The sequence below is a fragment of the Clostridium sp. LIBA-8553 genome (assembly GCF_057782465.1).
The window spans coordinates 2,359,836-2,372,636 of sequence record NZ_CM173489.1 but is presented as its reverse complement, the minus strand read 5'-3'; the positions used below and the strand labels follow the sequence as shown (position 1 = coordinate 2,372,636).

Sequence of the window (12,801 nt, the reverse complement as noted above, 5' to 3'; positions counted from 1 at the left end):
AGGAATCCTAATAGGGATATAAATTTATTACTGTTCTTTTGTACTATTAAGGTAACCGTAAAATGATAAACAGTATAGGCCAGCTAGACCTACTAATACATAAATAGTTCGACTCCAAATAGATCCTATTCCAAATATTAAATCTACTAAATTAAAATCCATGATGCCTACAAGACCCCAGTTTAATGCCCCTATTATTACTAAAGTAAGGGCAATAATATTTAATGTTTTCATTTTTAACACATCCTTTACTAAGAATATGTTAATATTATTAGTAGAAAAATATATTTTATTCATATATAAAAAAGAAATAGCTTTTGCTATTTCTTTTTTATAGAGTTATATTTCTATCTATTGGTTGAGATAGAGATATGAATGTATCAGTTCCGCTTATTCCTTCAATATGATTTATTTTGTTCATTAGAATATCTTGAAGGTCTGAAATATTTCTACAAATAACCTTAGCAAAAATAGCGTAGTCACCAGTTATTAGATGAAGTTCTACAACTTCTTTAATTTTTGAAAGTTCATCAAAAACATGAGTATATGATGATGTTGAGTTAACATGTATTCCAACAAAACATGTTACATCATAGCCTAATTTAGGTAAGTTTAAAAGTATTCTAGTACCTTTAATTATTCCTAAATCCTCCATCTTTTTCATTCTAACATGGATTGTACCACCTGAAACATGGCATATTCTTGCTATTTCTAAATAAGGAGTTCTACAATCTTTTATTAGGATATCTAAAATTTGTAAATCTAATTCATCTAAATGAGTTGATGTATTTATTAGAGACATAATATCACCTCTTTAAAATTTGAATAAAATGATAATTCTATTCTAACAAATCTTCTATAAAAATACTACATATTATTTTAAAAATAATAAAGTTTTTTTTATTAATTTAACACATTAATAAAAATGATATTATAAATGTTAATTTTATAAGAACGAATTTGAAAATTAAAAACTTGAAAATGTTTTTTTTTTAGACTAATATATTATATAAGGAGTATTATGCGAGGAGGCAAAGTTATGGGAATACTTTTATTTATTTTACAAATAATACTTTTAGCAGTAGTAATTTTTGGGGGATTTTCAGTATTAAGTAGATATGTATTTAATAAGGTTAAAGTTAATAAATGGATCATATTAGCTGCAGCTATAATAATCTTCCTTATTCCTATGTTCATTCCTATGAATCAATGGATTATGCTAATAATTTCTGCCGTAGCAACAATATTATTCTTATGGTTCTTAGATATTATTAGAAACGGATATCCAAAACTTAAAAAAGAGAAAAAAGTGGTTATTAAACCAAAGGCGAAACCAAATAGAGTTAAACATAATAAAGATTCAAAAAAGTAAACTCCATTATATATGGAGTTTATTTTTTACTCGTAAGTAACGAATATTGGAGAAGACATGGCTTCTCTATCATCATTTAAAAAAACTTTAGCTACAAACCAAGTTTCATCTAAAGAAATATCCTTTTCAAAGATATATTTGACATCATACAAGTTTATATCATCAATTTCTTTAATAATTTTTCCTTTGTTAGTCAAAAATTGAATCTTTGATATTTTGTTTAAATTATCTTCAACCTGTAAATAAAGGTTGATTTTTGAAGATTTATCTATTATAGCAACCCCTCCCATAAAAGTTGAATTTAGGGAAAATAGCATTTTTAAAGTTTTAGATTCTGTTGAGAATATATGTCTATTTTTTAATGCTGAAAGAAATGTGTTTTTATCTAATTTGTGAGAAACTACGCAAGTTAAATTTTCACTATCTCCATAATTTAATTTATGATTGTCTTGAGAGTTTATAGCTCCAATTTTGAATCCTTTATCAAGTAGTGAAAAAAATTGAGAATCATATCTTGTATAATTATTAGGTGGTATTCCATTTCCAACTTCTATAGAACATAAAAGTTTATCCAAAAGAGGAGTAAATTCAATCTTTTTTGAGATAGAATTTTTAGGATGATTAATGCTAAACAAAGCTGTATGATCATTAATTAACCAAAGTAGTAAATAGTTCATATCTGAGACTATTCCAGTAAAAAAAGTATTTGGGCATATTATATTTAAATGACCTAAGGGAGTTGACTTTGCTTCGAATCCTGGTAAAGCTAGAAAGTCAGAATGTTTTTTGTTAAATTTATTTATGCATTTATTTAAATATGTCCATTTTGAAATTTCTTTATTTTTTTCCTTGATATTTTCACTTAGATATTTATTATGATCAGTTATTATTAAAAAATCCAATCCACGAGAACGAGCATGTTCCAAAGCTTCGATTGGAGTGCTTTTCCCAGTTGATAACGAGGTGTGGGAATGGGGAATTCCATAATAAAATCTAAGTTTATCAAAGGATATGTTTTTTTTATCCATTAATACCTCTTAATTATATTAATATAATATATAATATTATTGTTATTCAAATTAAATGTCATGCTTTTAATATTGATATGTAAAAAAGATTAAGAGGTTAATTTAATTATATAAAAGCATAAGTAGACATAATCTACTTTGATGTGATAAAATTACAAGAATAATTAAGAGGTGATTATATGTTAATTGAAGTTAAAGGAAATAAGCCTAAAATAGGGGAGAAAACCTTTGTAGCACATAGTAGTGACATTATAGGTGATGTTACTATAGGAGAAGATTGTGGTATTTGGTTTGGTTCCGTATTAAGGGGAGATGAAAATTCAATTAAAATAGGAAATGAAACTAATATACAAGATAATGCAGTGTTTCATGTTGATAAAGAGCATAATGTTGAAATTGGTGATGGTGTTACCATAGGCCATGGTGCTATAATACATGGGTGTAAGATAGAAGATGAATGCTTAATAGGCATGGGGGCAATAATATTAAATGGAGCGAAAATAGGGAAAAATACTATGATTGCCGCTGGAACTTTAGTTAGTCAAAACAAAGAAATACCAGAGGGAGTTTTAGTTATGGGAGTTCCAGGCAAGGTTGTTAGAGAACTTACAGATTTAGAAATACAAAGTATAAGAAATTCAAGAAGAGAATATATAGAGATGAAAAATCTTTATAATAAATAAAGGAGGAGCTTATGATAATAAACGTAGGACAATTTAATAAAATGAAAGTAGTAAGAGAAGCAGATTTTGGATACTACTTAGATAGGGGAACTAGAAATACTTCTGATGATATATTAATTCCAAATGGAAATTTAGATGGAAAAGAAATAAAGGTTGGAGATGAAGTAGAAGCATTTATTTATAGAGATTCTAGGGATAGACTTATAGCCACATTAAAAAAGCCTTTAGCAGTGGTAGGAGATGTTGCCTTATTAGAGGTTAAATCTATTACTAAAATAGGTGCTTTCGTAGATTTCGGTTTAGAAAGAGATATACTTGTTCCATTAAAGGAGCAAAAATATAAAATGGAAGAGGGTAAAAAATACTTAGTATATATTTATGTTGATAAAACAGGAAGATTAGCAGCAACAACAGAGATTGATAAGTATTTAGAAGAAATAGAAGAACCTAAAATGGGAACTGAGGTTTCAGGAATAGTTTATGGATATCAAACTAATGGTTCTTTAAGAGTTGCAATAGATAATAAATATAGAGGAGTAGTTCTTAAAAACGAATACTTCACAAATATTAAACCAGGCGATACTATAAAAGGAAAGATAATAAAGGTTTATGAAGATGGAATAGTTGGTTTATCTTTAAGAAATCATAAGCTTAAGGAGAGAAATGAATTAGGAGATACTATATTAGAGTATTTAAAGGAGCATGGGGGAGTTATGAGCTTAAATGATAAGAGTACTCCAGATGAAATAAGAAATACTTTTAAAACTTCTAAAAACTATTTCAAAATGGCTTTAGGTGGATTAATGAAAAAAGGTTTAATAGAACAAGACGAATTTGGAACTAGATTAAAATAGCTTAATGGGCTGTATCAAAACTTGAATTTAAAACTTATAAATAGTATGAAATATATTTATAAGTTTTAATTGTGGGTTGTTTTGATACAGCTCTATTTTTTAAAATTATATTTTATTAGTTTAAGTATAAAATATAATTTTTTGGGGATTTTATTGGTATAGGTGGTGAATTTTATGAGAAAAAGGAAAAAAATAAGAATAATATCTCTCATGTTTCTAATGATTTTATTATTTAGTAGCAATACTAGTGTATTAGCTAAAGAAAATCCAAATACCATAGAGTTCTTAAGTTATGAAGAGGAAATAATAGTTTTAAAAAGTCCTTGTGAAACGGTTGTTATAAGTGAGGGAAATGATGTAAAGAGTGTTTTAAAAGGAATTAATAAAGAGAATTTAGGTAAAATTGATTTGTTTGTTTTAAACTCTTTTAAAGAGGAAAGCAATGAGTTTATTGCGGAGGTAATAAATAATAGTAATATAAGAAAGATACTTATTCCTACTTTAGGAGAATTAAATGAAGAGACTAAAAGTCTCATGAAAAGCAGGGGTATAGAAGTATTATCTATGGAAGAGGGATTTAATTATAATAAAGAAAGTATTTCTCTAAATGCAAAAAGAGTGGATAATTCTAATGAAGGTATGATTTTTGCTACTGTAGATAATATTAAAATAGCAGTTTTGTCTAAGGAGTCTTATGATAAAGCTTTAGAATTAAGTAAAATAGAAGACTGTAGAGTTGAAATTTTAAATTTAAATGATGGCGAAGAAAAGAAAAAGGAAATAAAGAAACTAGTAAAGAACCTAAAACCTTTAGTAATAATAGAAAATTCAGAGGATAATGAATTTATAAAGAAGATGGGAGTTAAGCATTTTAACTTAAATGAAGAAAAAGGAATAAAAATAATACGAGTTCTTGGTGAAAGTAAAGAATTTGAAATTTTGTCAAGAAAGGAAGGCTATACTAAATAGTATAGCCTTATCTACTTTTAATAGAAATTCTTTTTAGGTTTGATGAAAATTTTTCCTTAATAATCAACAGTATAAATACAGAAGCTGTTATTAAGGTAATAACTAAAACCTGAATTCTAAAATTAACAAAAGAAAGTTTTAGTGAAAGTGGACTTAAGCATATATAAGTTAAAATTCCAGTTAATATATATATAAAACAATTTGATATGGATAAACCTATATTTATGTTTTTATATAATTCATAAAGGTTTAGGCATAGGGATAGTGATGAAACTAAAAGCATAGTTATTGCATAACCATATATATTTATAGATGGTATAGCTGTTAAAAAGAATAATAAAGTGACTTCTAATACTTCTGTTATTATGGTGTTTCTTAAAATTACATTTTGTTTCCCTAGACCATTTAGTATTCCATACATAGTATTGGAAGTAAATACTATAGGCATCATTAATGAAGTTACCCTTATATATTCTCCTAAATCATCTCTTCCAAAGAACAACTTTCCTAATGAATCCGGAACACATAAGCCTACAACGGCAGTACAAATACCAATTAAGAATGCTATTTTAATTACATCCCTAATTCTTTTAGCTGCAGAAATGTAATTCTTTTTACTCAAAGTCTGTGATAAATCTGGTATTAACATTGTATTTATAGAAGAAACTATTATTATAGGAAATGTTACTATGGACATAGCCATAGAGGAATATTTTCCTATAAGTGATAGTGCTTGAGAATAAGTAAAACCAGCAACAACAAGTCTTTTAGGAACTAAAAGTGTTGATATAACGCTAAATATGCTCATTAAAAAACCATTTAGACATAAAGGAACTGATGTTACTAAAACATCAAATAATAATTGAGCACGACTTTCTCCCCTAGTATTTCTTTTAGGTACTTTTCTTATCATATATTTAAAATAACCAAATAAAAGTATTAAACTTTGAAGTTCTCCTAAACATAGGGCTAAATAAGCTAATGTAACCAAGGTCTCTAAAGTTTGAGCTTTAAAGATAAAAATCAGTACTGCTAATACAAGTATACGAAGAGATTTTTCTAAAATATCTATAAAAGATGGAACTGTAATTTTAGATGTTCCGTAAAAGAATCCCTTTAATATGTTTGAAAGAGATATAAAAATCATAGCTGGACAAGTTACCATTATAGCTTTTATTATTCTAGGATCTTTAGCCCAAAAGTTACCTATTATAGGTGAAATGAAAAAAACAAATATACCTATTATAAAGCACCAAATAAAGTTGAAAATAGCTACGACTTTCATAGTCCGAATTATGTTATTATAATCATCTTTAGCTGAATATACAGCTGTTACCTTAGAAATTGATGCAATTATACCAGCAGTCATGATTGATATAAATAGATTATAAATCGGCATTATAATTCCATATAGACCCATTCCTTCAGGGCCTAGAACTTTCGATAAGTACATTGAGAATATAAAGCCTAATAATCCTGTTGTTAAATTTGAAGCTGTTAGCATAAAAGAATTTTTATAAAAATCATCTTTACCCAATGAATCACCTCCTAATTTAAAAGTTCAATAATAATGAATATTCACAACTTATGTTAAATATTCATTATATAGGAGGTAATTATAATTAATTGCTTTTAATTTTCTTAGTGGTGAAAATTTATTATTGAGGCTGATTGGGAGGGAAAATGAAGAGTATTATAAGGGGTATAGGATTAATTTTAATTAGTGCACTCTTAGCAAGTGGAATATGCTTTTTTACTAATAAGGATGGAAAATATTTAGAGAGTGAAGATTTTAGTGAAGAATTAATTTTAAAGGGGTTAGATGGTGCAAAAGCTTTATGTAACAATGAAGAGAATATTTATGTAGCAGTAAAGAATAATATTTTTAAAATAGATAAAAACAATAATGCTCTTTTAGAGAAAAGAGAAGAAAGCAACATATATGATTTAGAGTATTATGATGGAAAGTTATATTACACCTTAGATGAAAAATTAATATCATATGACTTAAATAACTCAAGTAGAGAAGTCTTAATTGAAGACATTCCTAATAAAGGTATAAATAAAGAAAATACTATGATTTTAATAAAAGAAGGAAAGCTTTATTTGAGTATAGGGTCAGCTACAAATTCAGGAGTTGTAGATGAAGAAGGAGAAGCCTATGATATACCACCAGTAGATACTATTTTAAATGGAAGAAATTATGATGAAAATAAGAAAGGGGCTTTTGTGCCATACAATACTAAAACCCAAAAAGGAGAAGTAGTAAAAGGAAATATATTAGGAAATGGAGCAATCTTAGAGTTTGATACAAATAAAAAGGAGAAAAAGTTATATGCCTATGGAATAAGAAATGTTAAGGGAATTGATTTAAACAGTTCAGGAGAAATTTTTGCAATAGTTGGAGGAATTGAGGAAAAAGGATATAGACCTTTAAATGATGATAATGATTATATATATAAAATAGAAGGAAAAGGCACTTGGTATGGATGGCCAGATTATAGTGGAGGAGATCCTGTTAATTCTCCAAGGTTTAGAGAAGAAGGAAAACCTATAATCAATTTTATAACAGATGAACATAGAAGTTATATAATGCCAAAACCATTATATCAAAGTGAAGAGGTTGGAGAGATTAATACACTATTAATAGATAGAGATGGAGTCATATTAGAAGAAAATGCATTTTTATTTTTTAATCATGAGAAAAATACTCTTTCAAGATTTCTTAAGGAAGGAGAAGTTAAGGACCTAGTAAGCTTAGAAGAAAATGCATATATAAATGATATGAAAATAATTAAAGGTAACCTATATATTTTAGATGGAAATAAAGGTGTACTTTTTAAATTGCATAAAAATGTAAATAAAGATAATATACCTATTTATAACTACTTATTTATATTAGGTATAAATTTAGTTATAATTATTGTGCTTATTATAAAAATTGTTATGTCCATGAAAAAAAATAAGAGTTAAATGAGGTTTAAAGTTTACGGATTTTAGAAAAAATAAATCATATAGTGAGAAAAAGAAATAGTATAAGATAATGTTTTGTTATTTTATAATCATATAAAGTTCATTAAGAAATAATAAGAGTAATTTTTTCTATATAAGCATAGAAAGAATTACTCTTTAAATGTATAATAGAAATTAATATGGAAAAAAATGGGAGTGGTTTTATGATAAGAGAAGTTGTATTGGATATGAGTAACATAAACTTTAAAGGTAACACTTTAGATGTTGGTATAAATAATTATGGAATCATTTATAATATTTTAAAACAAACAAAAAATGAGATAAGTGTGGATTATTATGTTGAGAATTTTAGTGAGGAGTATAGAAATCAATATGATAATGGTGTTTTATTTTTTTCTCTAAGTCAACTAGATAAAAGTGAAACTGAAAATGTTATAAAAAATATATGGAGTAATGTAAGGTTTGGAGGAAATATTTATATATGGGATAGAGAAAAGAAGAGGAGAGAAACAGTAAATGATAAGATTAAAGTTTTAATGCCAAATGAAAACGAGAAGGAAATTGAATTTATAGATAACAGTATTTCAAGTGAGTTTACGATAAACAGTTCAAAAAAAGTACTTGAAAAATACTTTGAAATACAGGAAACTAAAGTTTGTGATAAAATAATATTTATTAAAGGAATAAAGAGAGGAAGTATAAAGAATGAAGATACTGCTAACAGCAATAAACTCCAAGTACATTCACAGCAATCTAGCAGTGAGGTACCTGAAGGCATTTACAAAGGATTTAGATTTCCAAGGTGATATAAAAGAGTTTTCAATCAATGATAGAGTTGAGAATATTTTAGAAGGTATTATTGAGGAGAAACCAGATGTTGTGGCTTTCTCCTGTTACATATGGAATATGGAGTTCGTAAATAGATTAGCTGAGCTTATAAAACTTGTAGATCCTAAAATAGAAATACTTTATGGGGGACCAGAGGTTTCTTATGAGGGAAAAGAATTTTTAGAAAATCATCCAGGTGAATATGTAATAGTTGGAGAGGGAGAAAAAACTTTTAGAGAATTTGTTCTTTATAAGCTTGGAAAAGGAAAAGTAGAGGACATAAAAGGATTAAATTATAAGAGAGATGGAAAAGTTTTTGAAAATCCACTTAGACCTGAAATGGATATGAATGAATTAATATTCCCTTATACTTATGAAGAGGATATAAACAATAAAATTGTTTATTATGAAGCTTCAAGAGGATGTCCATTTAAATGTAAGTATTGTCTTTCTTCTGTAATGCATGGAGTTAGATTTTTAGATGTGGAAAGAGTAAAAAAGGAACTTAAATACTTCATGGAGAGAGGATTAAAATTAGTTAAATTCGTCGATAGAACATTTAACTGTAATAGAGAGTATACAGTTGAACTTCTTAAGTATTTAAGTGAACAGGATACTGATACAAGATTCCATTTTGAAGTTGCAGCAGACCTTTTAACAGATGAACAAATAGAAATATTGAATAATGCTCCAAAAGGAAGGTTCCAATTAGAGGTAGGAGTTCAAACTACTAATAATGAAGTTCTACATAATATAAATAGATATATTACATATGAAAATATAAAAGAGAAAGTTTTAAAAGTTGCTGCAGGGAAAAATGTAATGCAACATTTAGATTTAATTGCAGGACTACCAGGAGAGGACTTAGAATCATTTAAAAAATCTTTCAACGATGTTCATGCTATAAGACCAGATGAAATTCAATTAGGTTTCTTAAAATTATTAAAAGGATCATCAATGAGAGAAGAAGCAGAAAAATGGGGAATAGTTTATTCACCATATGCTCCATATGAAATAATAAGAAGTAACAATATAAGTTACGAAGAACTTCTATTATTAAAGAAGGTTGAAGCTATGGTTGATAAATATTATAATTCATGCAAATTTAATAATGTAATTAAATTCTTTTTAAATATATATGAGAAGCCTTTTGATTTCTATTATGATTTAGCTATGTTCTTTGAAGAGAAGGGAAATTTTAAGAGAAGTATAGGAAATGTTGAATATTATAAGATATTATTGGATTTTTATATTGAGAAGCTACAAGGTAAGGATGAGAGTCTTTTAAAGGAAGTTTTAAAATTCGATTATTTGTGCTTTAATAAAAAGAGATGGTTACCAGATTTTCTAATTAGAACTATAACTAAGGAAGACGAGCAAAGAATAAAGGATAGTTTTGATAGACAAATGCCATTTAAAAAGTCTCATATAGAAAAATTTGAATTAGATATAATTAATTACATAAAAAATGGGGAAATTAAATCTGGACCAAAGTATATTATATTTGATGAAATGAATTTTGATTATGATTCATACATAGAAGTAGAAAATTAATAAGTATATTAGTCGTATTAATAAACCCCTAAATATATATTAATACGACTTTTTTTACAAATGTAAATAAAATTAAATTTTTGTTCAAAAAAATATAATGTGGATTTTTGAATAAAAACCTGTGAAAATGTATACAGGAGTAAAATTATGTTGAATTAAGTTGATTTTCATGTATAATTAATATTAAGGGTTAATTAATACTATATAAAGTATTAATATATATTTTATAAAAATTCCTTATATAAAGGTGGTGAAACTTTGGCAATAGAAGCAATAAAAGAAATTAAAAAAGTTGAAATGCAAGCTGATGAAATGATTAAAAAAGCTCATGAGCAAAGTAAAAAAATAATTTCAGATGCAACAATCCAAGCTGACGAAAGATATAACTCCATCATAGAAGAAGCTAGAAATGTTGCAAAAGGAATTATTAGCAATGCAGAAGATGCCGGAAGAAAAGAGGCCGAGGTCATACTTTCAGAAGGTGAAAAACAATGTGCTGATGTGTCAAATCTTACAGGTTCTAAGATTGATTCAGCAGTAAATTTAGTTATTGAGAGGATTGTGAAAACTAATGGCAATAGTTAAGATGAATAAATTCACCTTACTTGCCTTTGAATCAGAGAAAGAGAAGCTTCTTAAAAAAATTCAAAGTTCTTCAGAGGTTGAATTCATAAACCTACAGGATGAAGAAAAAGTGGAAAGCAATGAAGTCTTTGAATCTCTTAACAAAGATGATTTAGATTCTGAAACAACTCTTATAGAGGAAAATGTTTCAAAAACAAGATCAGCTTTAGACTTCTTAAAAGAGTTTGTTGCTGAAGTTGGAGGACTCAAGGCTTTAAAAGCTGGTAAAGAAAGCTTAACTTTGGATGAGCTAGAAGTAAAGGTTGAAAATAGCAACTGGGAAGTCGTTTATTCAGAGGTTAAGAAAATGGAGAGAGAGCTTGCTACTCTAGAAAACGAAAAGACAAAACTTTTAGGTGAAATAGAAATCTTAGAGCCATGGCAAAGTTTCGATGCTCCACTAGGTGAATTAAATAATTTTGAAAAAGTAGTTGCATTCTTAGGAGTTATTTCAAGTCAAAATCTTGAAAATATGAAGAATGAAATTGAAAGCGAATTCAAGGAAAGTTATATAGAAGTTATTTCTAACACTGACCAAGATTCATATGTCTTTGTAATGACAATGAAAGAAAGAGCTGAAGAAATGGATGAAGTTTTAAAGAACTTTGGTTTTTCAGCATTTCAAACTAAGTATAAAGAGAAAGCTTCAGTTCTTGTTGAAGAGTTTAAATTACAAATAAAAGAAATAGAAGCTAAAAAAGCAGACTTAAGAGGAATACTTTCAAATTACAGAGAAGAAAAAAGAACTCTAGAATTAGCTTATGAATACTATAGCAACATACTTGTTAGAAAAGAAGCAAGTGAAAACTTCTTAAAAACTGATAGAGTAGTTGTTATTCAAGGATGGGTTCCAAAAGATGAAAACTTTTCTCTAGAGGAAATCATAAAGAGTTCAGTAGGAGATATGTATTATCTTGAGTTTGAAGAAGTTAAAGAAGAAGAGATTGCAGATGTTCCAGTTAAATTACATAACAAGGGTCCAGCATCAGCCTTTGATTCAATAACTGAAATGTATAGTTTACCAAGATATGACGAAATAGACCCTACACCACTTTTAACACCTTTCTACCTAGTATTCTTTGGTATGATGGTTGCAGACTTAGGATACGGACTAGTATTATTTGCAGGATCATTATTAGCTATGAAATTACTTAATTTAGATGAGGCACAAGAAAAGTTTGCTAAATTCTTTATGTATTTAAGTATAGCTACAACTGTAGCAGGAGCAGTATTTGGTACTGCCTTTGGATTTGAATTACCATTTGGACTTATAAATCCAAGTAAAGATACTAATCTATTATTGATTTTATCTGTTGGATTTGGGGTTATACAAATATTCTTTGGATTATTTATAAAAGCTTACATGTTGATAAGAGATAAGCAATATTTATATGCTTTATTTGATGTAGGATCATGGGTAATGCTTTTAATAGGTCTTCCAATGATATTCTTTGGTGGAACTATAAGCTTAATAGGTAAAGTATTAGCTATAGTTGGTTCAATATTAATAATATTTACACAAGGTAGAGATGAAGAAACAAAAGGTGCTCAAATAGGTCAAGGGTTATATGCCTTATACGGTATAACAGGATACGTAGGAGACTTAGTATCATATACAAGACTTATGGCGTTAGGTATTGCAGGTGGATCAATAGCAGCTGCACTTAACTTAATAATAGGTATGTTCCCAGGAATAGCAGTTATAATAGTAGGACCTCTATTCTTTATAGCAGCTCATACATTTAACATGCTTTTATCATTATTAGGAGCATATGTTCATACAGCGAGATTACAGTACGTTGAGTACTTCTCAAAATTCTATGAAGGTGGCGGAAAAGCATTTACACCATTCAGAACAATAAATAAATTTATAACAATAAAAAGAAATAAATAATAAAAATAAATAATAATAGTTA

Annotated in this window: 13 protein-coding genes; 9 read left to right on the top strand and 4 right to left on the bottom strand. The window is 27.4% G+C overall.

Annotated features, from left to right (window positions below; genetic code table 11):
* Positions 1–27: 27 nt before the first annotated feature.
* On the bottom strand, positions 28–234 hold the full coding sequence (locus AC2JAQ_RS10470) for a DUF378 domain-containing protein (protein ID WP_423237483.1): 207 nt from the start codon (positions 232–234) through the stop codon (positions 28–30).
* A 97-nt stretch (positions 235–331) separates the two neighbouring features.
* Positions 332–802, bottom strand: coding sequence for an Lrp/AsnC ligand binding domain-containing protein (locus AC2JAQ_RS10465; RefSeq protein ID WP_423237482.1), 471 nt, complete (start codon positions 800–802; stop codon positions 332–334).
* Positions 803–1,039: 237 nt separating this feature from the next.
* Here AC2JAQ_RS10465 and AC2JAQ_RS10460 point away from each other — a divergent pair, with 237 nt between their 5' ends.
* Positions 1,040–1,372 carry a hypothetical protein gene (locus tag AC2JAQ_RS10460; RefSeq protein WP_488456410.1) on the top strand — a complete coding sequence of 111 codons (333 nt, stop codon included), beginning with the start codon at positions 1,040–1,042 and terminating at the stop codon, positions 1,370–1,372.
* 26 nt (positions 1,373–1,398) lie between these two features.
* Here the strand turns inward: AC2JAQ_RS10460 and AC2JAQ_RS10455 are convergent, their stop codons facing one another.
* A complete protein-coding gene (locus AC2JAQ_RS10455) occupies positions 1,399–2,400 on the bottom strand; it encodes a CehA/McbA family metallohydrolase (protein WP_488456409.1) in 1,002 nt (333 codons plus the stop codon).
* Between the two features lie 179 nt (positions 2,401–2,579).
* Between AC2JAQ_RS10455 and AC2JAQ_RS10450 the strand changes: the two genes are divergently transcribed.
* The 3 genes from AC2JAQ_RS10450 (at position 2,580) to AC2JAQ_RS10440 (ending at position 4,906) form a co-directional block, all read left to right on the top strand.
* Positions 2,580–3,083, top strand: a complete 504-nt coding sequence (locus AC2JAQ_RS10450; RefSeq protein WP_488456408.1) for a gamma carbonic anhydrase family protein — start codon at positions 2,580–2,582, stop codon at positions 3,081–3,083.
* Positions 3,084–3,094: 11 nt separating this feature from the next.
* Positions 3,095–3,937 (top strand): CvfB family protein, encoded by an 843-nt coding sequence (locus AC2JAQ_RS10445; RefSeq protein WP_488456407.1) that lies wholly within the window; start codon positions 3,095–3,097, stop codon positions 3,935–3,937.
* A gap of 174 nt (positions 3,938–4,111) precedes the next feature.
* Positions 4,112–4,906, top strand: a complete 795-nt coding sequence (locus AC2JAQ_RS10440) for a hypothetical protein (RefSeq protein ID WP_488456406.1) — start codon at positions 4,112–4,114, stop codon at positions 4,904–4,906.
* A 7-nt stretch (positions 4,907–4,913) separates the two neighbouring features.
* On the opposite strand, the gene spoVB is transcribed toward AC2JAQ_RS10440, so the two are convergent.
* Positions 4,914–6,443: a stage V sporulation protein B gene (gene spoVB, locus AC2JAQ_RS10435; protein ID WP_488456405.1), complete on the bottom strand. Its 1,530-nt coding sequence runs from the start codon at positions 6,441–6,443 to the stop codon at positions 4,914–4,916.
* Between the two features lie 146 nt (positions 6,444–6,589).
* Between spoVB and AC2JAQ_RS10430 the strand changes: the two genes are divergently transcribed.
* The 5 genes from AC2JAQ_RS10430 (at position 6,590) to AC2JAQ_RS10410 (ending at position 12,779) form a co-directional block, all read left to right on the top strand.
* A complete protein-coding gene (locus tag AC2JAQ_RS10430) occupies positions 6,590–7,879 on the top strand; it encodes a PQQ-dependent sugar dehydrogenase family protein (RefSeq protein WP_488456404.1) in 1,290 nt (429 codons plus the stop codon).
* 203 nt (positions 7,880–8,082) lie between these two features.
* The gene (locus AC2JAQ_RS10425) at positions 8,083–8,685 is read left to right on the top strand and encodes a hypothetical protein (RefSeq protein WP_488456403.1); all 603 of its coding nucleotides are present in this window, start codon (positions 8,083–8,085) and stop codon (positions 8,683–8,685) included.
* The gene (locus AC2JAQ_RS10420) at positions 8,585–10,261 is read left to right on the top strand and encodes a B12-binding domain-containing radical SAM protein (RefSeq protein ID WP_488456402.1); all 1,677 of its coding nucleotides are present in this window, start codon (positions 8,585–8,587) and stop codon (positions 10,259–10,261) included. The genes AC2JAQ_RS10425 and AC2JAQ_RS10420 overlap by 101 nt, the downstream gene beginning before the upstream one ends.
* 258 nt (positions 10,262–10,519) lie before the next feature.
* Positions 10,520–10,846, top strand: a complete 327-nt coding sequence (ahaH, locus tag AC2JAQ_RS10415) for an ATP synthase archaeal subunit H (RefSeq protein ID WP_488456401.1) — start codon at positions 10,520–10,522, stop codon at positions 10,844–10,846.
* Positions 10,833–12,779 (top strand): V-type ATP synthase subunit I, encoded by a 1,947-nt coding sequence (locus AC2JAQ_RS10410; protein WP_488456400.1) that lies wholly within the window; start codon positions 10,833–10,835, stop codon positions 12,777–12,779. The genes ahaH and AC2JAQ_RS10410 overlap by 14 nt, the downstream gene beginning before the upstream one ends.
* The last annotated feature ends 22 nt before the right edge of the window (positions 12,780–12,801 follow it).

Coding starts and splice junctions, on each gene's coding strand:
- AC2JAQ_RS10445 (WP_488456407.1), top strand. CDS start 3,095: ATGATAATAAACGTAGGACAATTTAATAAAATGAAAGTAGTAAGAGAA.
- AC2JAQ_RS10425 (WP_488456403.1), top strand. CDS start 8,083: ATGATAAGAGAAGTTGTATTGGATATGAGTAACATAAACTTTAAAGGT.
- AC2JAQ_RS10410 (WP_488456400.1), top strand. CDS start 10,833: ATGGCAATAGTTAAGATGAATAAATTCACCTTACTTGCCTTTGAATCA.
- AC2JAQ_RS10440 (WP_488456406.1), top strand. CDS start 4,112: ATGAGAAAAAGGAAAAAAATAAGAATAATATCTCTCATGTTTCTAATG.
- AC2JAQ_RS10470 (WP_423237483.1), bottom strand. CDS start 234: ATGAAAACATTAAATATTATTGCCCTTACTTTAGTAATAATAGGGGCA.
- AC2JAQ_RS10460 (WP_488456410.1), top strand. CDS start 1,040: ATGGGAATACTTTTATTTATTTTACAAATAATACTTTTAGCAGTAGTA.
- AC2JAQ_RS10430 (WP_488456404.1), top strand. CDS start 6,590: ATGAAGAGTATTATAAGGGGTATAGGATTAATTTTAATTAGTGCACTC.
- AC2JAQ_RS10455 (WP_488456409.1), bottom strand. CDS start 2,400: ATGGATAAAAAAAACATATCCTTTGATAAACTTAGATTTTATTATGGA.
- AC2JAQ_RS10465 (WP_423237482.1), bottom strand. CDS start 802: ATGTCTCTAATAAATACATCAACTCATTTAGATGAATTAGATTTACAA.
- AC2JAQ_RS10420 (WP_488456402.1), top strand. CDS start 8,585: ATGAAGATACTGCTAACAGCAATAAACTCCAAGTACATTCACAGCAAT.
- AC2JAQ_RS10450 (WP_488456408.1), top strand. CDS start 2,580: ATGTTAATTGAAGTTAAAGGAAATAAGCCTAAAATAGGGGAGAAAACC.